This is a genomic window from Bradyrhizobium sp. MV1.5 (assembly GCF_055807615.1).
In genome coordinates this window covers 25,269-44,466 of the sequence record NZ_JBVVPL010000041.1, presented here as the reverse complement: position 1 = coordinate 44,466, position 19,198 = coordinate 25,269, and the positions used below count along the sequence as shown (strand labels likewise).

Below are 19,198 nucleotides of genomic sequence, written 5' to 3'. Positions count from 1 at the left end.
GGGGCCGTCCTCCCCCAAGGATGGCCCCTTTTTTTCCACCGCGTAGCGCGATTGTCTCTTCGGAATTTATCGCGCTTAGGCGCTCAGGTGACGCGCAATCCAGGCGCGGACACCGTGAAGGGTCCTGAAATCGTCCAGCGACCGAGCCGGAAGCCCGGGCTCGATCTCGGCAACCATCCTGCTGAGCGCATGTCCCGGCCCCAGCTCGAGAAACCCCGTCGCGCCCGCTTCGACACAGGCTTGCAGGCAGTCTGCCCATTGCACGGTTTGCGAAATCTGCGCGGCAAGCTTGTCGAGACCGTTGTTGGCCGACACAACCGGAGTGGCATCTATTCCGCTCAGAATGCGCGCACCGCTCCCCGGCGGGAACACCACCGGTGCCAGGCGCAGAGTCTCACGAAATACCGCGGACGCCGCGGCGAGCCGTTTGGTGTGGGAGGCGACCTCAACCGGCAGTGCGACGATCCTTGCGCCGCGCATCACCCGCGCGTCTGCGGCAATCCCGCTCAGCGCCTCCCGGCCGCCGCCGACCACAAAGGCATCGCCGGGATTGACGATGGCGATCGCCGCGCCGTGACGTTCGCAAAGGCGACCGATCTCGTCTCGCGAAAGACCACGGACGAAAATCAGTCCGTCGCCGGCGAGCGTGGCCGCATCCATGGCCTCTGCGCGGCGCGTCACGAGATCGAGCGTGGCAGTCGCATCGAACAGTCCGCCAACACCCCAGGCCGCGACTTCGCCGACACTATAGCCGGCAATGATGACGCCACGCGGCATGACATCTGCGAGCACACATGCCGCAGCGAGCGGCTGCAAGGTGCAGAGGATCTGGCCGGCACGATCGCGGTGCAGGGCCTCATCGGGCTCGCCGCGGACGAATTCGCGCGGATCCCTGCCGCCGAGCAAGGCCGCGGCGTGCGTAAACAGTTGCGCGGCTTCCGGCGCGTCGTCCGTGAGGGCGAACATGTCCCGGTGCTGGCCGCCTTGTCCCGGGCAGAGGATCGCAAGCGTCATGGTCGCGGCCTAATGGGGAAAGAGCAGCGCGATGGCAATCGCCAGGGTCACGACGCTGAATCCGGTGCTGGCGATGACCATCGACCCTGCCCTTGCGGAATCCAGCCGGTAGTTCACGGCGAACAAGATTCCGAAGAAGCCCGAGGGTATGGCGGCGAGCAGAATAGCCGTTTTCGCCGCATCCTTCGTCATCGGAATGAGGCAAATGACCGCAACTGCCAGCAGCGGGCGCACGATGTCCGAAGCCACCGTTGCAGCGACGACCTTCCAGTCCAGCCGAAACGACTGCGCCGACAGAATGGCTCCGGTGAGGAATAGGGCGACGCCGGCAGCCGAACTTCCAATCAGCGCGAGGCTTGCACGGGCCAACGCGTCGAGGCTCACATCCGATAACGAGAACAGGATGCCAAGCGCGGGCGCGAGCACCACCGGCTTGGTGATCGCACGCCGAATTGCCGTCAGGACCTGCCGGACCGCCATTTGTTCGCCGCGAGCCTTGGCGGCGCCCATTTCCGCCATGATCAGGGTCAGCGGACTGATGAGGATCGAGCCCGCCGCCAATGCAACGGCTACCGGCACAGTGCCGGCCGGCCCGACGACTGAGGTCATGATCGGAAGGCCCACGCCGGCGAGATTCGGAAAGCCAATCGTCAACGCCTGTAATGATGCTTCCGACCGGGAAACCTTGGAGACCCCACGCGCGGTAAAATACCAGGCGAGATAGACCAGCAGCATCGTCACGCCGAGCACCAGGAAGAGCGGAACCTGCTCGATCATCTCACGGCGTGACGCCGAGGCTGTCGCCGCGAACAGAGAGGCCGGCAGCGCAAAATCCATCACGAGTGCGTTGAGGGCGTCGACGTGAAGATTGTCGACGATATGGAATTTTCCGGCGGCGTATCCCAGCAACAGAACGAAGAATACCGGCACAAGCGCCATCAGGATCGCGTTGGACATCATGAAATCGGCCTTTCATGGGCGTCGACGAAGAGCGTCATCGCAAGAAGGTCGGCCGATCCACCCGGGCTGAGGCGACGGGCGACGAAGCTTTCGTGAATCGACTGCGCCCGCGCACGCCAGCCGGACACGCCGACGCCGCCTGAAGCGATGAAGCGACGCGCCGCATCATGTGCGAAGCGAAGGCCGTCGAGCCCACCGCGATGCAGGAGGTTGGTGTCTTCGACGAATGCGATCAACGCAAAGCACGCCTCGACCCGGGCGGCTTCCGTGTCTTCCAGCGCAATCGGCGTCGCTCCGCGCAAGGCCGGCAAGCCGATCCGGTAGACGCTGGGAAATCCGTTTGCGGCCTCCATCCGTGCACCGCCCGCGCGAAAGCGGCGGCGGGCCGCGCTGCCATGGCTGTGCAGCAGCACCGGACCATCGAATATGCTGTCGCCCCACAGGCGCGCCACGACAGCGCCAAGCGGAAGCCCGGGATCAACGAAACCGCCGGCTCTCGCGCCGGCTGCCGCGCACAGCAGGCCGAGCCCGAAGATTGCACCGCGGTGCGTGTTGACGCCCGCGGTCGCCGCCAGCATGGCGCGCTCCGCTTCAAGGCCGATGATACGCAGCCGCCCCATGCCGCAGCCAAGCGCGCCCGCGTCGGCCAGGCGTTGCAGGTAGGGCCTGATGGCCGCAGCACTGCGACGGAACGTGCCCGCATCCATGTCGTCGTGGCTGCCGTTGTCGACATGGCTCACCAGCCCCGGCTTCGGCCAGGTTTCGAGCTCCTGGACGAGGCAATCGGCGGCGACGGCGCCGATGGCGGAGACATCGGGCGCTATCTGCGGTCGGCGCAGAACCGGCCGTTCCAGGCCTCTTGCGGCCGTGGTGATCATGATCCCATCGCTCCCGACATGAATTGATGCCTGCCGAGCAGGACCACGCGCGCGAGGCTCTTGACCAGAAGCTCGCTGGTGCCGCCGTGGAATTCGCGCCAGTTGACCGCAGCGCCGTCGGCGCCCATCAACTCGCCATCGAGCCGCATCGGCGCACCAGTCTCGATCGCAGCGACGTCGGCGACGAGGCGATCGATGTCGGTTTCGCGGTGAAACTCGAACAGAACATCGAGATCGGAACGGTCGGTCACGTAGTCGAGCCCGGTCAGCGACTGCCAGGCCAGGCTGCCGAACACGCGCACCTCCACCGCATGGCGAAGCGCCAGCCCGTCGAGCCGGTCGAGCGTCGGCCACCAGTTGCGCGGCGCGTAGGCCCGCGCCTGCCGCAGCGACGGCGGCCTCGCAACCGAGGCGACGTGGTCGATATCGACCACGAGAGAGACCCGTTTCTTGCCGGCAGAGGGCGGCAAGGGCAGGCCCAGCGCGAGGCCTGTTGCCTCGCATGGCAGAGCGCGTCGCCTGATCGTCGGCCATCGCATTTTTGGCCAACGCGCGAGAAGGGAATCGGCTGCGAGATCGTCGCGCGCGTCCAGCATCGCGCGCCAGCCTTCGGGGCTGAGGAAGACGAGGTCGTGACGACCCGGGGGACGCTCACCGTGCTTGCAGGGCGAGGTCATGAACGCGCTCCGCGATCTCCGTGGCCTTCAGCCGGCCGCCACGCTCCTTGCCGAGCGCATCCCGCCGGTCCTGCACGGCCGGCAAACCGGCCAGCAGCGCCTCCAACTGGTCGGCAAGCGACGTGGCATTGCTCCACGTCATGTGAACGGCGCCCATCTGTGCGAGATTGGAAAGGCCCGGTGCGAACACCGGCGTCGACTTCGCCTTTTCCTGCAGGGCCTCCATCGACAGCTTGGTGACCTTCGCCATCGACGGCAGGTCCATCACCGCGGGATCGGCTCCGGCCAGTCCGACCAGCACACGCGTCGCAAGGCCCGTCGCAAGCAAGGCGCCCGCAGCCGAGTGACCGTACAGAAGGCCGATAGTCGGGCGGCCATTCATATCCGCATGGATCAGCACCTTCGCCAGATGCGCGAGGAACTCGTTCAGCCCGAGCAGCTCGTCCCGCTTGCTCATGCGCTGGCTGTCGCTGTCGACGAGCACCAGGATCGGCCCGGACTCGCGACCAATCGACTCCAGGACGTGGCCCGACAGCCTGATCGCTTCGTCGACGCCTAGCGCCGTCCGGTCTGCAACACCAAGCACGAGCATCCGGCCGCCGGACCGCAGCGTCGCCGAGCCGAGGATGACGCCCTTGTCGTTCCTCACCTCATGGCCGTCGGGAAAGAGCGAAGCGAGGATATTATCGAGCGTCACGGCTGGTCCTCCCGATCCGGTTGGCAAGGGCAATGAACTGATCGGCCGGCAGCTCTGGAACGGCCTCGGCATGCGCGATGCCTTCCGCCGTCCAGATGTCCACGGCATCGCCGCAGTCGCCGAAGCTGCGCAGCCGGTCGGCAAGCCGCCGCTGCTCGGCCCTCAGCCTGTCGAGACCGAAAGGTCCGACCAGGCCGAGCAACTCCAGCGCGGCCTCGCGAAAATCCTGCACATTGTCGTCGGCGAAAACATCGGCGGCACCGAGCAGACGGCGATGCTTGCCTCCCATGGTCCGCCAGACCAAGGCGCGATCGCGGGAATCGAACTCCTCGACGCCGCGATTGGTCTCGATCACTTCGGGGCCCGACACCGCGATACGCCCCGGCTCCGAGACGGCGAGAGCGGAGCAACAGCCTGCGATCAGGCCGCCGCCGCCATAGCAGCCGGACCTGCCGCCGATCAGGCCGATGACCTTCACGCCAGCGCTACGCGCCTCCATCACGGCGCGCATGATCTCGGCGATAGCGAGCTCGCCGGCATTCGCCTCCTGCAAGCGGACGCCGCCGGTATCGAGCAGGATCAGGAGGGGGATCGAGCCGATCTGGCGCGCGGCGCGGAGCAGCCCCGTCAGCTTGGCGCCGTGCACCTCGCCAAACGCGCCGCCCATGAAGCGGCCTTCCTGCGCGGCGACGAACACCGGCGAACCATCAAGGCGACCGTGACCGACGACGATGCCGTCGTCGAATTGCTCGGGAAGATCGAATATCTTCAGATGCGGGCTGACCTCGCGCTGCTCCGGCCCGATGAACTCGACGAAGCTGCCGGCATCGAGCAGCAGTTCCAGCCGCGTGCGGGCCGATGCCTCGTAGAAGCTGGTGCTGCGGGCCCGTTCGGCCGGGCTGATGTCCTTGAGCGGAGCGGTCATTGACCGGCCTCCGCGATCAATCGCACCGCCTGCGCCAGTCGCAGCGACACCGTATCCGGACGCGCGCCTCCGTCATTGATCGAGAACTTCAGCCCGCCCGGCGAATAGCGCTCGACGAAATCGCCGATCACGGCGCTCCAGACTGCTCCGAAGCCCACGGCCGCAGTCTTGATGTCCACGGCGCATTCCGCATCCGGCAAGCTGCGCTCGACCAGCACTTCCAGATTTCCGGAAGCGACCACGCCGACAATCGCGCTTTGCCTGGTGCCGCCGGCTCGCGCGCGAACCTGGTGTTGAAAGTTGAGATCTTCCATGGTCCGTCCCTCACCAATTCCTGAATTTTGACGGCGGCGCGTAGAGACCGCCCGACCAGCGCACGAGATCCTTGATCGAGCGCGCCGCCAGCAAGCTGCGATCCGCATCGAGCGGATTGATACCGAGATCTTCCGGCCTGCGGATCACGCCGCGTTCGCGCAGGCGCGAGACCATGCCATGATCCCGCCGACGGCCGACGTCGGTGTAGCCGGCAACGCCGCGGATGGCCTGTTCGCGCTCCTGAGCGGTGCGGCACAGCAACAGGTTTGCCACGCCCTCTTCGGTGATGATGTGCGTGACGTCGTCGCCGTAGATCATGACCGGCGCGAGATCGAGCTTCAGCTTTTCGGCGAGCTCGATCGCATCGAGCTTCTCGACGAACAGCGGCACGTTCTTGTCGCCGAACGTCTCTCCGATCTGCACGACCAGCTTGCGGCCGCGGCGTAGCGGCGCCGGACTGTCGGGATCAGCCTCCGCTCCGGCCTTCAGCCAGGGCTCGCTCGGATGGCGCCGCCCCCGGGCATCCGCCCCCATGTTCGGGGCGCCGCCGAAGCCTGCAATGCGCGAGGTAGTAACCGTCGACGAGTTCCCTTGCAGATCGATCTGCAGCGTGGAGCCGATGAACATGTCGCAGGCATAGAGGCCGGCGGTCTGACACAAGGCGCGGTTGGAGCGCAACGAGCCGTCGGGACCGGTGAAATAGACGTCGGATCTGGCGCGGATGTAGTCGTCCATGCCGACCTCCGACCCGAACGAGTGGATCTGCCGCGCCCAGCCGGACTCGATCGCGGGAATGAGCGCGGGATGGGGATTCAGCGCGAAATGGGTCGCGATCGTGCCCTTCAGCCCAAGCCTCTCGCCGAATGTCGGCAGCAGGAGCTCGATCGCGGCCGTGCTGAAGCCGATGCCGTGATTGAGCCGCTGTACGCCATAGGGCGCATAGACACCTTTGATCGCGAGCATCGCTGTCAGGATCTGGCCTTCCGTGATCGCCGCCGGATCGCGCGTGAACAGCGGCTCGACGAAGAACGGCTTGTCGGCCTTGACGATGAAATGGACACGGTCCGCCGGGATATCGACCCGCGGAACGGTGTCGACGATTTCGTTGACCTGTGCGATCACGACGCCGTCCTTGAACGCGGTCGCCTCGACCACGGTCGGGGTGTCCTCGGTATTCGGGCCGGTGTAGAGATTTCCATCGCGGTCGGCGCTGACGGCGGCGATCAGCGCGACGTGCGGCGTGAGGTCGATGAAGTAGCGGGCGAACAGTTCGAGATAGGTATGAACCGCGCCCAGCTCGATCTTGCCGCCGAACAGCATGCGTGCGATGCGCGCCGATTGCGGCCCTGAATAAGCATAGTCCAGCCGCTTCGCGACTCCGCGGTCGAACAGGTCCAGATGTTCGGGCAGAACGACACCCGACTGCACCATGTGCAGATCGTTGACCTTGGACAGATCGACCGCCAGCAGTGCGCGGCTCAAGAGATCCGCCTGCTTCTGGTTATCGCCTTCCAGGCAAACGCGATCACCCGATCGGACCACGGCCTCCAGCAGGCGCGTGACGTCGTGCGCTTCAACGACCTTGCCGCGGGCAAGGCCAGCTCCCGCCGCAATCCGCGCATCTCGCGCGGCTCGATTGTTCTGCCAACTCGTCATGACCTCAGCTCCTTTGCGGCGTTGGCTCCGCTCCAGAGCGATCCCGGATTGGCACGGTCGGGATGGAGCTCGAGCATCGCCTCGTAAAGCTCGCGCGGCGATGTCGTCGCCTTATCGAGGCGGTTGAAATCGAGCAGGTACTCGCGGGTCTCAGTGATGTTGCGCGGCGCGTCGTCATTGTCCGGCTTCTTGTGTCCGGCCACCACGAAGCGCGGCTTCAAGGCCTCGAGCCGGCCGAGCGCGGCGATCCATTCCAGCCGGCTCTGCGTATCGGTTTCGACCAAATAGGGATGAATGCCGTTGTACACGGTGTCGCCGGCGACAATCAGGTCGAGAGAGGGGACATGAAGAGCAGTCGAGCGGGCCGTATCGGTTCGTCCCATGTCGACGACGACGAGCTTGTGTCCCTCGAGCGTAAGCTCGCCTTTGAGGGGCGCAGCCGCGGCCAGACGCTCTGCGATCTCGCCCGGAAAGCGCTTGCGCCAGAAGCCGTCGAGCGCTTCAGGTGCAAGCTGCGCCTTCATCTCCTTGACGACCTCGGGAACTGCAACGGCCTTCGCATGCGGAAAGCGATCGAGCAGCGGCGCCAGGCCGAAGAAGTGATCTCCGTGTCCGTGCGTAACATAGATCGTGGTCAGATTTCGCTCGCACGAAACGACCCAGTCCAGCAACGTTTTCGACTGCCCCGCGGTGAGGAACGTGTCGACGAGAACCGCATCCCGTTCACCGTAGATCAGCGTCGACGAATTCGCGACCCACATCAAATCCGGATTGCCGGACGGCAAGTCGCGGCTGAGTCCGGCCCGCTTCACCGTAGTCACCTTCCAGTTCAGGGTGGAGCCGGTCGTCTCGATCATTTTCATGGGAATTCTCCGGATGGAACATTCGAGCCGGCGGGGGTGCTCTCACTCCCGCCGGCCTTCCTTCTGCCGGTCGTGCGTCAGAACTAGCGAAGGGCGATCAGCGCGTAACCGGCGACTGAATGCTGCGCGCGGCGCGGGCGATGACTGCCGCCACTTCCTTCGGACGCGACTCGTAGACCGAGTGGCTAGCGCCCGGGATCACGGTGGTCTGGCTCTTGGCGCGCTCGTAGTACCAGCGCTCCAGATCCGGACTGATGATCTGGTCGTTGCCGGCGACGATGCCCCAGCTCGGCTTGGTCTTCCACGCCGCCGCCGTCAGCGGCGTGCTGAAGATCTGTGTCGCGGCCGGGACCTGCGAGCGTGCGACGAACTCGGCCCGCTCGCGCGGCAGATCCGGCGCGAACAGTTTCGGGAATTGCACGGGATCGAGATAGGTGAACTTGTCGGGCGTCACCTTGATGACGCCTTCGGTCTTCCCGAGCACGCTCGGCGTCTTCTTGCCCAGCGCCGATTCATCCTCTCCGACGTCAGGCGCGTGTGCGGCGACGTAGACCAGACCGACGACGTTGGGATGAACGCCGGCCTCGGTGATGATCGAGCCCCCGTAGCTGTGACCGACGAGAAGCGTCGGGCCGTCCTGGAGATCGAGAATGCGCTTCGCCGCTGTGACGTCGTCGGCGAATGAGGTCTCGGGCTCCTGCACCATGGTGACGCGGAATCCTTCCTTGGTCAGTATCTCGTAGACCGGCTTCCAGCCGGACCCATCCACCCAGGCACCGTGCACCAGCACGATGTTCTTTAGCGGTTCCGCGCGCGCCGGGGCGACGGTCGAGAATAGCGAAAGGGCGGCAACGGCCAGGCCAGCGTTGAGGTGTTTCATGTCGGGATCACTCCGTGTTGGAATGACGCGATACTACTTTCGAGGCTTGCTTGCGTATTTCCGCAAACAACTATCCTTGCCACTTCGCACGCCGGGACACGCGAGCTGCGACGGCCACTGTTCGATCATCCTCCGGACGCGGCCCGGCTGAGAGATGCATTTTTGGGGCTCACGTTATGCAGCGCTGACATTCATGACATGACCTCTCGCAAGCGTGAACGGCCGGCGTTCGTACACGAAAGACGATCGATACGCGCTCTGTCATTCACGGCAACGTTCCTGACGTCACTCGAAATCCAAGCATAGGATCGAACAATGACATCCATCGCAAAGTGCAGCGCCGCCCTCTTCGTGCTGCTGTGCGCAACGATGCCGGCTCGTGCCGGAACCTGCACGGATGACATCGCGCAGACCCAGGCCCGGCTCGATCTGGCCATAGAGAAGGACGCGGGCTCCCACGGCTGGCAGCCGGAGAGCCTCAGCGCGCTTCGCGGCCATCAACCCACGCCCCGCTCGCTCGCGGAGGCAGCTGGTGGCAATAGCGTCGATTTCACCGACGCGCTCGACTCGCTCGATCGCGCGCGCACCGCCAATCGCGGCGGCGACATCGCCGCGTGCAGTCGGGAGATCGCACACGCCCGGGCTATTCTGAGATAGCGACTGCTATCTCAGGCCATCGGCGAGGCGATGCGTCGAGCGTGGTCGCGCAAGACAGAATGCGATGCACGACGCACCGGATTGGCCTCGTCGTCGTGCAGCCGGGCAGCAGGGCGTGCGTTCTGGAAATACCCGCGCCGGCGCAGCTTCCTATGGTTCGATCGCAGTCGGCCGGAGCTTTCATCCATGCGACAACAATATTCAACATGTAACGGTGTGATACTTGCGACCGCCATGCTGTGGCTGGTCCCGGCTGCGGCCATCGCTCAAGCAACGGCGCCGGGCATGCAGCCTCCCGCCGGCATGCTTCCGACGTCGCCGCTCAACCCGCAATCCACACGACCTGTGGGCATTCCGTTGGGATCGACCGAGATCGCAACGCCGGGCATCTCGCCGATCAATCCTGCGCAAAGCACGACCGCCTGCGCCGGGTCCGGCAACGCCGCATCGACCGGAGCATTGTTCGACGGCGGCGGATTGTCCGGCACCTCATCGACCACTTGTGCCGACAGCACCGCAGCGGTCTCGTCCCTGCCCTCGACATCGAGAGTCGGCCGCGTTGGAATTCCGCTGGGCGCCACTGAAATCGGAGGCGCCGGAATCAGTCCGTCCGTGCCGGTGGCTGGCCCCACATCCTTGAACGGCACAACGTCCTTGAACGGCACGACATCGATCGACGGCTCCGGCAATCCCTGAGATCAAGAAGGACCATCACAGTGAAACGGAACCTCACCATTGCGCTCCTCACTCTCGCTGCGATCATGCTCGGCGCGGGCTTCTGGTTCTTCGGCACTGACCGATCGCCGGCCGTGGCAGCCGCACCCGTGCCCGCTGCGGTGCCGGTGGTCGCCGCCACGGTCACGGGCAAGGACGTTCCGATCTATCTGCACGGAATCGGCACGGTGATCGCCTACAACACCGACGTCGTGCGCAGCCAGATTCAAGGACAGATCGTCAAGATCGCCTTCACCGAGGGACAGGCCGTCAAGGCCGGCGACTTGCTCGCCCAGATCGATCCACGTCCTTACGAGGCCCAGATCGAGCAGTTGACGGCCAATCGCGACAGGGACCAGGCGCAGCTCGCGAATGCCGAAGCCAATCTCTCCCGCTACAATCAACTCGGCGACAAGGGCTATGCGACCCCGCAATTGATCGAGACGCAGACGGCGCAGGTGGCGCAGCTCAAGGCCGCCGTGAAGGCGGACCAGGCCCAGATCGACGAGGCCAACGTCCAGCTGAGCTATACGCGCCTCTCGTCGGCCGTTCCCGGCATCACCGGCGTTCGCCAGATCGATGTCGGCAATGTCATTCATCCGACCGACGCCAATGGCCTCGTCGTCGTCACCCAGATCGAGCCGATCTCGCTGCTGTTCACCCTGCCGCAGGCAGACCTGCCGATGATCCAGGAGCACGCCGCAAAGGGCGCCCTGAAGGTCATCGCCTACAGCCAGGACAACAAGACGAAGCTCGACGAAGGCACGCTACTGCTGGTCAACAACGAGATCGCGGGAACGACCGGCACCGTCCAGCTCAAGGCGGTGTTCCCGAACCATGAGCACCGGCTATGGCCGGGCCAGTTGGTGAATGCGCGCCTGCTGCTCGAGATTCAGAAGGATGCGCTCACTGTCGCCGGCTCGGCCGTGCAGCAGGGCCCGAACGGTAGCTATGTCTATGTCGTGGGTAACGACCAGACGGTTACCTTGCGTCCCGTTCACGTCGACCAGATCACCGATGGCCAGGCCCTGATCGACCAGGGCCTGAAATCCGGTGACGTTGTCGTCGTCGACGGCCAGTATCGACTGACGGAAGGCAGCCGCGTTCTCGAGCTGCACGGCAAAGCCGCGCGTGAAGCCGACCTGCAGAGCGCCGTGCAGGATGCGATCCCATGAACATTTCCGCGCCCTTCATCCTGCGGCCGATCGCAACCGCGCTGCTGATGGCGGGCCTGCTGCTGTGCGGCCTTGCGGCTTATCCCCTGTTGCCGGTCGGCGCGCTGCCGAACGTCAACTACCCGACCATCCAGATCTCGGCGCAACTGCCCGGCGCCGACCCGGGCACGATCGCCTCGTCGCTGGCCACCCCGCTCGAGCAGCAGCTCAGCCAGATTCCCGGTATCACCCAGCTCACCTCGTCCAGTGCGCTCGGCGTGGCCCAGCTCACAGTGCAATTCGAGCTGTCGCGCACGGTGGACAGCGCGGCGGTGGACGTGCTGGCGGCGATCAATGCCGCGAGCCCTTTCCTGCCGCCGAATATCCCCTACCCGCCGACGATCCGGAAGGTGAACCCGGCGGAGACGCCGATCATGCTGATCGCGCTGACCTCGGACTCGCTGCCGCTGACCACAGTCGACGCTTACGCGGAGAACATCCTGCTGCCAAAGATCTCGCAGGTACCGGGCGTGGGCCTCGTCGGCATCGGCGGCCAACAGAAGCCCGCAATCCGTGTTCGCGTCAATCCGCAGGCGCTTGCCGCACGCGGCATCGGCCTCGAAGACGTCCGCAGCGTGATCGCCGGCGCCAATGTCGACCTGCCCAAGGGCACGCTCAACAGCCCGCGTGTCACCTATACGCTGAACACCAACGATCAGTTGCTCAAGCCCGCCGCCTATGAAGACCTCATCATCGCCTATCGCAACGGCTCGCCGGTGCGGATACGCGACATCGGTACGGCAATCGACGGGCCCGAGAACGACCTCCTGGCCGGCTGGTACGGCAAGGATCGCGCCATCATCCTGGCGGTGCAGCGCGTTCCCGGCGCCAATGTGATCCAAACCGTCGACCGCATCAAGAAGCTGCTGCCGCAACTGCAGGCCTCTGTTCCGCCCGCGATCAAGGTGACGATTGCCGCCGACCGGACCGCCACCATTCGCGCCGCAGTCTCCGACGTTCAATTCACGCTGATGCTGACGGTCGCACTCGTGGTGATGGTCATATTCCTGTTTCTACGGAATTTCTGGGCCACCATCATCCCGGCGATCACGGTTCCGCTGTCGCTGGTCGGCACGTTCGCGGTGCTTTACGTGCTCGGCTACAGCCTGGATAACCTCTCGCTGATGGCACTGTCGATCGCGGTGGGCTTCGTGGTCGACGATGCCGTCGTCGTCATCGAGAACATCGTGCGCCATCTCGAGCAGGGTATGACGCCGATGGAAGCCGCGCTCAAAGGTTCCAGCGAAATCGGCTTCACGATCGTCTCCATCACCCTGTCACTGATCGCGGTGTTCATCCCGCTATTCCTGATGGGCGGCTACGTCGGCAAGCTGTTCCAGGAATTCGCGATCACGATCACCGCCGCGCTGCTGCTGTCACTCATCATCTCGCTGACGCTGACGCCGATGATGTGCGCGCGGCTCCTGAAGGACGACACGCGGAGGAAGCACGGCCGGGTTTACCTCGCCTTCGAACGCGGTTTCGATGCCCTGCTCGCGCTCTATGCGAGAGGACTACGAATCGTGCTGCGCCATCGCTTCGTGACGCTGCTGGTGATGCTCTCGACCATCGCGCTGACCGGCTACCTCTACGTGATCATACCGAAGGGTTTCTTCCCGCAGCAGGACACCGGGCAGATCGTCGGCATCACCGAAGCCGCACAGGACATCTCCTTCCCCGCGATGTCCGAGCGCCAGCAGGCGGTCGTCGATATCCTCTCGAAGGATCCAGCGGTCCAGTCGGTGGCGAGTTATATCGGCCCGGGCGGCCCGACCGCGACGCTCAACCAGGGACGCATCTTCATCGTCCTGAAGCCGAAGCCCGGGCGCAAGGCCAGTGCCGATCAGATTATCGAACGGCTGGAGCCTCGGCTCGCCTATATCCAGGGTATCAGGCTTTACATGCAGGCTGCGCAGGACATCACCATCGGCGCACGGCTGTCGAAGACGCAGTATCAGTACACGTTGACGGATGCCGATTCCAACGAGCTTACCAATTGGTCGGCGACCTTCCTGGCAAAACTCCGCGCGCTCGATCTCATCACCGACGTCGCGAGCGACCAGGCCAATGCCGGCCCCCGGCTCGAAGTCACCGTCAATCGCGAGGTCGCATCGAGCTTCGGCATTTTGCCCACGACCATCGACAACACGCTCGATGACGCCTTCGGCCAGCGCATCGTCTCAACCATGTTCACCTCGCTGAACCAGTACCATGTCGTGATGGAGGTCGATCCGCGTTTCCAGTACGGCCCCGAAGCGCTGAAGGACGTCTACCTGAACTCGGCCACCGGCCAGCAGGTCCCCCTGAGCACGCTGGTTCACAGCGTCATCAAGCCCGCGCCGATCCTGATCAATCACCAGAGCCTGTTCCCCTCGGTGACAATCTCGTTCAACCTGAAGCCCGGCGTCGCACTGGGCGACGCGGTGACGGCGATCCAGAGCATCGAGAAGAGCACCGGCAAGCCCGCCTCGCTAACGGCTTCGTTCCAGGGGAATGCGCAGGCGTTCCAGTCCTCCCTGTCGGGCACGCCGCTATTGATCGGGGCGGCGCTGATCGTGATCTACATCATCCTCGGCGTGCTCTATGAGAGCCTGATCCACCCCATTACGATCCTGTCGACGCTGCCCTCGGCCGGCATCGGCGCGCTGCTGTTGCTGCTGGCGGTCCACATGGATCTCAGCGTCATCGCCATCATCGGCATCATCCTGCTGATCGGCATCGTCAAGAAGAACGGCATCATGCTGGTCGATTTCGCCCTCGCGGTGGAGCGCCAGCACGGGCTCAGCCCGGAAGAGGCAATCTACCAGGCCTGCACGCTCCGTTTTCGCCCGATCCTGATGACGACGATGGCCGCGCTGCTGGGCGGCGTGCCGCTGATGATCGGCTCTGGCACCGGCGCCGAGTTGCGCCAGCCGCTCGGCTACACGATCGTCGGCGGCCTGATGCTATCGCAGGTCCTGACACTCTACACGACCCCCGTCGTCTATCTCTATCTGGACCGGCTCAGCAATTGGCTCACCGGACGCAAGCCGCGGACGGCCGAGCCATCCACCCCATCCACGACCGAAGCAGATGCGGGATTGCGCCATGAATCCGCCTGAGCAGGTCACCGCCCGCATCATACCAGCACGATCACGGCTTCGTGCGTTTTGACAAAGCGCCGACGAAAACGCAAAAGACTGGCCTGCGGCGGGGCGGTAGACCGTTTGCATGACGCTCGAATGCCTGGATGGCTCCGACCCCGTACAGCCCCGGCGATGGTGGCGCCGTTTGCTGCCGATCCAGACAATACAGGATCGGATTCTGCTGTGGGCTTGGGGTAGCCTTGTTTTGACCCTGCTGTCCTTCGCCTGTTCACTGCTTGGAGACAATTTTACGGCGATCGCTTTCGCTGCTTTTCTGGCCGCTTCGCTGACGCTCGTCGGCGCGATCATGGATATCACCGCCCAGAAGAAAGCCCATGTCGAGCTGGAGCGGAGCGAGCAGCGCTACCGCCATTTGTTCAGCCGCATGCCGATCGCATTCCGGCAGCTCGACGCCAGCAGGCTGGTCGTGCTGTTCCGTAAATTGCGCGCCGAGGGCGTCAAGGACCTCGGCGCTTATTTCGACAGCCATCCCGAATTCCTCCGGACCTGCATGGATGCTCTCTCGTTTCAGGAGGCCAACGAACGGGCGATCCAGATGTTCGGAGGCGGCGTCGACGGCTCTGTCGGACGTTCCATGGCCGAGACTTGGAAGGAACGTCCCGATACGTTCCGGAGGGCGATGGAATCCCGTTATCGCGGCGAGACGAATTTCGAGGAAGAGACCAGGATGGTCACGTGGGACGGCCGCGTCGTCGACGTCCTCTTCACAACGGCCCGGGTCGGCCCCATCAATGATCTCGAAATAAGCCTGGTTGGCACGATCGACATTTCACAGCGTGTTCGCGCTGAGGAGCAGCTGCGGCAGGTTCAGGCCGAGTTCGCACATGCCGCGCGCGTCTCAATGCTCGGCGAGCTCACCGCGTCGATCGCCCACGAGGTGAATCAGCCCCTGGCCGCTATCGCCACCAACGGCGCCGCCGGGCTGCGGTGGCTGAACAGGCCCACGCCCGATATCGTCGAGATCCGCAAGACCATCGAGAACATCGTCGTGGATACCCAACGAGCCGCGAACATCGTGGCGCGCGTTCACGGGATGGCCTCTCGGAAAGCCTCCGCGCAGGCATCCCTGTCATTTGACGAGATCGTTCACGAAGCGCTGCTCTTCCTGCGACACGAGATGGAATCCCGCAGCGTGACGATCCTGCACCGGCCTGATCCGACTAGCCCGCAGGTGCTCGGTGACCGCACCCAGCTCCAGCAGGTGATCGTCAATCTGGCCATCAACGCGGTGCAGGCGATGACGCAAGCAGGATGTGACGATCGCAGGATCGTCATCAGCACGGTCACACAGGACGCGGCGAAATTGTGCTGCTCCGTGGAGGACAACGGCCCTGGCATCGCCGCCGAACATGTCGATCGGCTGTTTGAGAGCTTTTTCACAACCAAGGACAGCGGGATGGGCATGGGACTGCCGATCTGCCGGTCGATCGTCGAAGCGCATGGAGGCCGGATCGGCGCCGAAGCCCACGGCGCGAATGGCGGCGCCCGCTTCTGGTTCACGCTGCCGGTCTCCGTCCCGGCGGATTCGCCGCGCTACGACCTCTGCGCCGAAACGTGATCGGACGTTTCCGGGACCGGCTCTATTGCTCGGTATCGTGCAGGCACAGCCGTCTTTTCAAAACGAAGCCGAATTTCGCAATTTCACATGTTCGGCCCCGGGCAGCGGGCTGAAGCAGCCAGTGCATTCCGGAAAAAGCAAGGCCGTTCGCGGAAGCTGTGCCGGCAGCCAGGAAATAGGCTTTGAATCCGGAGCCCCGTCGCCACAGAGGGCTTTTGACTATTCTGAGGAGACCCAAGATGTTTTCCCGACGTGATTTGCTGGCCATGTCTGCGGCGGGCGCCGCCATGGTCGGCTCTGGCGCACAGGCAGCAACCTTCGGCAATCCAGACGAGCCACCGCAAGGTGCGATCAACGCCAAGAGCCCCGGAAGCCTGACCGATCCCGGTCCGCAGACCCCGGCTCTCGCTGAACAGTTTCCCTCCGTCCAAACGCCGCCCGCGACCGACGTCGGCGGCCTGCCGATGGATTGGGCTTCGTTCAACAACGCACCGAGACGGATCCAGAACGGCGGCTGGGCACGGCAAGTCACTGTCGAGGATTTCGCGATCTCGAGGGAAATCTCCGGCGTCAACATGCGGCTGTCCGCAGGCGGCATCCGGGAGCTGCATTGGCATCAGGCGGCCGAATGGGCGATCATGACCTACGGCAGTTGCCGCATCACCGCGCTCGACACGCGGGGACGTCCCTATGTCGGCGATCTCAAGGCCGGCGACCTCTGGTATTTCCCACCAGGGGCGCCGCATTCGCTGCAAGGCCTGGGGCCCGATGGCTGCGAATTCGTGATCTGTTTCGACGACGGCCACGCCAATGAGTTCAACACGTTGCTGGTAACGGACTGGATCGCCCATACGCCGCCCGAGGTGCTAGCGAAAAATTTCGGCGTCCCGGCCGACGCGTTCGCGAAGATCCCGCTGCACAATCGCTGGATATTCCAGGGCACGAGGCCGGCGATCTCGCCGCCGATCGCGCCACAATCGCCAGGCATGCCGAAGCACCGCCCTATCCGTTCATCCATTCGCTCGGCAGTTCGGCCCCGGTGAAGGGGAGCTCCGCCGGCAGCATCCGCGTCGCCGACAGTAGCAACTTCAAGGTCGCCGCCACCGTCGCCGCGGCGCTGGTGACGATGCCGCCGGGAGCGGTCCGGGAGATGCACTGGCATCCGAACGCCGACGAGTGGCAGTATTACATCAAGGGCAAGGCGCGGATGACGGTGTTCGACACCGGCCCCAACGCGCTGACGACGGATTTCTCGGCCGGCGACATCGGCTATGTCCGGCGTAATCTCGGCCACTATGTCGAGAATGTCGGCGACACTGAATTGCAGTTCGTCGGGGTGTTCCGTGCACCCCGCTACGAGGAGGTGTCGCTCTCCAACTGGCTGACGCACACGCCCCCCAGCCTCGTCGCCCAGCATTTCAACATCAACGAGAAGCTGATCGCCCAATGGCCGGACAACAGCCCCGGCGTCATGCCGAAGGCCCGAACATAAGGATCGCCGGACGCGAACGCCCGCTTCGATGCCTCCGGGCTCAGAGTGTCAGCCTTGGTCTCGCCGATGGCGATGCCGGCGGCAGAACCAAAGAACGTGCATCGACGATGCAATCGGCAGCGCAAGGCTCCACGCTCCCAGCCACCTCGTCGCGCAACTGCCGAGGGCGGCTCCCAATAGGAACATCAGGCTGAGCAGAAGCATGACCCCGGCGCCGCGTACTGCATCAGGATCGGATGTCGCGACGGACTGGTCGATGGCGCGGAACATATTGCCGGTCACGGTCGTCGAGAGATACTTCCAACGCTCCACCTGCCTGAAGCTCGCCGACTGCAGCGCGACACCGAAGGAGATTCCGAGGATCGCGACCATATCCGGAACGCGATGCAGCAATAGCATCGCCGCCCCCAGGCAGACGATCTCTCCGACGAGACAGCGCAGCGGCGCCCGGATACGGATCGCGATCGACGCGCCGAGGAGAAACGCGACCATCGGAAGCAGATGGTGGACCGCCTGCTGCCATTGGCCGGACATCGCGTAGACGCCGATGAATACGACATTCCCGGTTTGCGAATTAGCAAACACGCCACCGAGCGAGAGCCAGGTAAAGGCGTCGAGGAAGCCACCTGACAGGCTCAGGACCGATGCGACGAGAAGGGATCGTTCCGGAGCGTAGACGTCGATGGGCGCCTCGACGTTCAGCGCGGAAGATGCGGCTTGCATCGTCATACTGGTCGGCCCGCGAGGTCAGCAGTCGGCCCGTCGCGCGGCCTCTTCAGGCAGCAAGACGTGGCGCGGGTGCGTGAAGACGCCATATTCGTCATCGCGGGCGATCGCGAGCAGCGTAATCCCCGCGCGAACGAGCGATCCGGCGAGCTTCTCGATCGCATTGTGCCGGCCGACATCCTCCCTGACCGGGCCGATGCCGTTGCCGGGATGCCAAAAGGCCACAGCGTGGACGGTGCCCGGCGCTATCTCTTGAGGATGCAGCGACGGCATGCCCCGCACCTACGAACTCGGACCACTCCGGCCGGTCGCGTACAGGAACCAGATCCGCCGCTCCGTCTCGTCGATCCAGTTTTCCAGCAGGCTTGCGGTCGCGACGTCGCCGTATTCATCGCAGAGCTCGTGGACCCGGCGCATCTCCCGCGTCAGCTGCTGGTTGTCGCTGCGCAGCTCGGCCAGCATGTCCTGCGGATCGACATAATCCGCGTCGTTGTCGAGAATGCGCTGCTCGCGCGCGATGTGGCCGATCGAGCGCAGTGTGGTTCCGCCGATTTTTCGTGCCCGCTCGGCAATGTCGTCGGTCATGGCAAAGATCTGCTCGGCCTGCTCGTCGAGCAGGAGATGATAGTCGCGGAAATGACTGCCCGATACGTGCCAATGGAAGTTCTTGGTCTTCAGGTACAGCGCGAAGACATCGGCCAGCAGCGCTCTCAGCGCGGCTGGAACGTCCCGGTTCGCATTAGCCCCGAGATCCGTCGGGCTTTGGAGATCTGCCTTGCTCATTGTCGTCATCCTTGCTGGAGGTTTAGAAATTTGAGCTGCGGAT

At 64.4% G+C, this 19,198-nt stretch carries 18 protein-coding genes and 1 pseudogene; 5 read left to right on the top strand and 14 right to left on the bottom strand.

Annotated elements, in window-relative coordinates; all coding sequences use genetic code 11:
• Window positions 1–75 precede the first annotated feature (75 nt).
• From AC0L2J_RS28560 to AC0L2J_RS28515, 10 genes are all read right to left on the bottom strand, one after another.
• A complete protein-coding gene (locus AC0L2J_RS28560) occupies window positions 76–1,014 on the bottom strand; it encodes an ACP S-malonyltransferase (RefSeq protein ID WP_473395230.1) in 939 nt (312 codons plus the stop codon).
• Between the two features lie 9 nt (window positions 1,015–1,023).
• Window positions 1,024–1,974, bottom strand: coding sequence for an AEC family transporter (locus tag AC0L2J_RS28555; protein WP_473395229.1), 951 nt, complete (start codon window positions 1,972–1,974; stop codon window positions 1,024–1,026).
• Window positions 1,971–2,852 (bottom strand): triphosphoribosyl-dephospho-CoA synthase MdcB, encoded by an 882-nt coding sequence (gene mdcB / locus AC0L2J_RS28550; protein ID WP_473395228.1) that lies wholly within the window; start codon window positions 2,850–2,852, stop codon window positions 1,971–1,973. Before mdcB ends, AC0L2J_RS28555 begins: the two co-directional genes overlap by 4 nt.
• Window positions 2,849–3,529, bottom strand: a complete 681-nt coding sequence (gene mdcG / locus AC0L2J_RS28545) for a malonate decarboxylase holo-[acyl-carrier-protein] synthase (RefSeq protein WP_473395226.1) — start codon at window positions 3,527–3,529, stop codon at window positions 2,849–2,851. Before mdcG ends, mdcB begins: the two co-directional genes overlap by 4 nt.
• Window positions 3,504–4,226 carry a biotin-independent malonate decarboxylase subunit gamma gene (gene mdcE / locus AC0L2J_RS28540; protein WP_473395225.1) on the bottom strand — a complete coding sequence of 241 codons (723 nt, stop codon included), beginning with the start codon at window positions 4,224–4,226 and terminating at the stop codon, window positions 3,504–3,506. Before mdcE ends, mdcG begins: the two co-directional genes overlap by 26 nt.
• A complete protein-coding gene (locus tag AC0L2J_RS28535) occupies window positions 4,213–5,151 on the bottom strand; it encodes a biotin-independent malonate decarboxylase subunit beta (protein WP_473395224.1) in 939 nt (312 codons plus the stop codon). The genes mdcE and AC0L2J_RS28535 overlap by 14 nt, the downstream gene beginning before the upstream one ends.
• A complete protein-coding gene (gene mdcC / locus AC0L2J_RS28530; RefSeq protein WP_106942095.1) occupies window positions 5,148–5,465 on the bottom strand; it encodes a malonate decarboxylase acyl carrier protein in 318 nt (105 codons plus the stop codon). Before mdcC ends, AC0L2J_RS28535 begins: the two co-directional genes overlap by 4 nt.
• A gap of 10 nt (window positions 5,466–5,475) precedes the next feature.
• Window positions 5,476–7,122 (bottom strand): malonate decarboxylase subunit alpha, encoded by a 1,647-nt coding sequence (gene mdcA / locus AC0L2J_RS28525; RefSeq protein ID WP_473395223.1) that lies wholly within the window; start codon window positions 7,120–7,122, stop codon window positions 5,476–5,478.
• Window positions 7,119–7,985, bottom strand: a complete 867-nt coding sequence (locus AC0L2J_RS28520) for an MBL fold metallo-hydrolase (RefSeq protein ID WP_473395222.1) — start codon at window positions 7,983–7,985, stop codon at window positions 7,119–7,121. Before AC0L2J_RS28520 ends, mdcA begins: the two co-directional genes overlap by 4 nt.
• A gap of 97 nt (window positions 7,986–8,082) precedes the next feature.
• Window positions 8,083–8,865: an alpha/beta hydrolase gene (locus AC0L2J_RS28515; protein WP_473395221.1), complete on the bottom strand. Its 783-nt coding sequence runs from the start codon at window positions 8,863–8,865 to the stop codon at window positions 8,083–8,085.
• Between the two features lie 315 nt (window positions 8,866–9,180).
• Here AC0L2J_RS28515 and AC0L2J_RS28510 point away from each other — a divergent pair, with 315 nt between their 5' ends.
• A complete protein-coding gene (locus AC0L2J_RS28510; RefSeq protein WP_473395220.1) occupies window positions 9,181–9,522 on the top strand; it encodes a hypothetical protein in 342 nt (113 codons plus the stop codon).
• 266 nt (window positions 9,523–9,788) lie between these two features.
• Here AC0L2J_RS28510 and AC0L2J_RS28505 read toward each other — a convergent pair whose 3' ends face one another.
• Complete coding sequence (locus AC0L2J_RS28505; protein WP_473395219.1) at window positions 9,789–10,211, bottom strand: hypothetical protein; 423 nt, start codon at window positions 10,209–10,211, stop codon at window positions 9,789–9,791.
• Between the two features lie 27 nt (window positions 10,212–10,238).
• Here AC0L2J_RS28505 and AC0L2J_RS28500 point away from each other — a divergent pair, with 27 nt between their 5' ends.
• The 4 genes and pseudogenes from AC0L2J_RS28500 to AC0L2J_RS28485 all read left to right on the top strand — a co-directional run bounded on the left by AC0L2J_RS28500 (window position 10,239) and on the right by AC0L2J_RS28485 (window position 17,646).
• Complete coding sequence (locus tag AC0L2J_RS28500; RefSeq protein WP_473395218.1) at window positions 10,239–11,411, top strand: efflux RND transporter periplasmic adaptor subunit; 1,173 nt, start codon at window positions 10,239–10,241, stop codon at window positions 11,409–11,411.
• On the top strand, window positions 11,408–14,551 hold the full coding sequence (locus AC0L2J_RS28495) for an efflux RND transporter permease subunit (protein ID WP_473395217.1): 3,144 nt from the start codon (window positions 11,408–11,410) through the stop codon (window positions 14,549–14,551). Before AC0L2J_RS28500 ends, AC0L2J_RS28495 begins: the two co-directional genes overlap by 4 nt.
• Before the next feature lie 109 nt (window positions 14,552–14,660).
• Window positions 14,661–16,154, top strand: a complete 1,494-nt coding sequence (locus AC0L2J_RS28490) for a sensor histidine kinase (RefSeq protein WP_473395216.1) — start codon at window positions 14,661–14,663, stop codon at window positions 16,152–16,154.
• A 239-nt stretch (window positions 16,155–16,393) separates the two neighbouring features.
• Window positions 16,394–17,646 (top strand): annotated as a pseudogene (locus tag AC0L2J_RS28485) (cupin domain-containing protein).
• 48 nt (window positions 17,647–17,694) lie between these two features.
• Here the strand turns inward: AC0L2J_RS28485 and AC0L2J_RS28480 are convergent.
• The 3 genes from AC0L2J_RS28480 to AC0L2J_RS28470 are packed head-to-tail and all read right to left on the bottom strand — an operon-like array spanning window position 17,695 to window position 19,155.
• A complete protein-coding gene (locus AC0L2J_RS28480) occupies window positions 17,695–18,375 on the bottom strand; it encodes a YoaK family protein (protein ID WP_473395215.1) in 681 nt (226 codons plus the stop codon).
• 18 nt (window positions 18,376–18,393) lie between these two features.
• Entirely contained in the window at window positions 18,394–18,645 is a 252-nt protein-coding gene (locus AC0L2J_RS28475; RefSeq protein ID WP_473395214.1) for a formate dehydrogenase accessory sulfurtransferase FdhD, read from the bottom strand.
• 9 nt (window positions 18,646–18,654) lie between these two features.
• Complete coding sequence (locus tag AC0L2J_RS28470) at window positions 18,655–19,155, bottom strand: Dps family protein (protein ID WP_473395213.1); 501 nt, start codon at window positions 19,153–19,155, stop codon at window positions 18,655–18,657.
• Window positions 19,156–19,198 lie beyond the last annotated feature (43 nt).

Excerpts from the sequence above, each read along its gene's own strand:
- AC0L2J_RS28560 (WP_473395230.1), bottom strand. The coding sequence starts at position 1,014 with ATGACGCTTGCGATCCTCTGCCCGGGACAAGGCGGCCAGCACCGGGAC.
- AC0L2J_RS28555 (WP_473395229.1), bottom strand. The coding sequence starts at position 1,974 with ATGATGTCCAACGCGATCCTGATGGCGCTTGTGCCGGTATTCTTCGTT.
- mdcB (WP_473395228.1), bottom strand. The coding sequence starts at position 2,852 with ATGATCACCACGGCCGCAAGAGGCCTGGAACGGCCGGTTCTGCGCCGA.
- mdcG (WP_473395226.1), bottom strand. The coding sequence starts at position 3,529 with ATGACCTCGCCCTGCAAGCACGGTGAGCGTCCCCCGGGTCGTCACGAC.
- AC0L2J_RS28535 (WP_473395224.1), bottom strand. The coding sequence starts at position 5,151 with ATGACCGCTCCGCTCAAGGACATCAGCCCGGCCGAACGGGCCCGCAGC.
- mdcC (WP_106942095.1), bottom strand. The coding sequence starts at position 5,465 with ATGGAAGATCTCAACTTTCAACACCAGGTTCGCGCGCGAGCCGGCGGC.
- mdcA (WP_473395223.1), bottom strand. The coding sequence starts at position 7,122 with ATGACGAGTTGGCAGAACAATCGAGCCGCGCGAGATGCGCGGATTGCG.
- AC0L2J_RS28520 (WP_473395222.1), bottom strand. The coding sequence starts at position 7,985 with ATGAAAATGATCGAGACGACCGGCTCCACCCTGAACTGGAAGGTGACT.
- AC0L2J_RS28515 (WP_473395221.1), bottom strand. The coding sequence starts at position 8,865 with ATGAAACACCTCAACGCTGGCCTGGCCGTTGCCGCCCTTTCGCTATTC.
- AC0L2J_RS28510 (WP_473395220.1), top strand. The coding sequence starts at position 9,181 with ATGACATCCATCGCAAAGTGCAGCGCCGCCCTCTTCGTGCTGCTGTGC.
- AC0L2J_RS28495 (WP_473395217.1), top strand. The coding sequence starts at position 11,408 with ATGAACATTTCCGCGCCCTTCATCCTGCGGCCGATCGCAACCGCGCTG.
- AC0L2J_RS28490 (WP_473395216.1), top strand. The coding sequence starts at position 14,661 with ATGACGCTCGAATGCCTGGATGGCTCCGACCCCGTACAGCCCCGGCGA.
- AC0L2J_RS28480 (WP_473395215.1), bottom strand. The coding sequence starts at position 18,375 with ATGACGATGCAAGCCGCATCTTCCGCGCTGAACGTCGAGGCGCCCATC.
- AC0L2J_RS28475 (WP_473395214.1), bottom strand. The coding sequence starts at position 18,645 with ATGCCGTCGCTGCATCCTCAAGAGATAGCGCCGGGCACCGTCCACGCT.
- AC0L2J_RS28470 (WP_473395213.1), bottom strand. The coding sequence starts at position 19,155 with ATGAGCAAGGCAGATCTCCAAAGCCCGACGGATCTCGGGGCTAATGCG.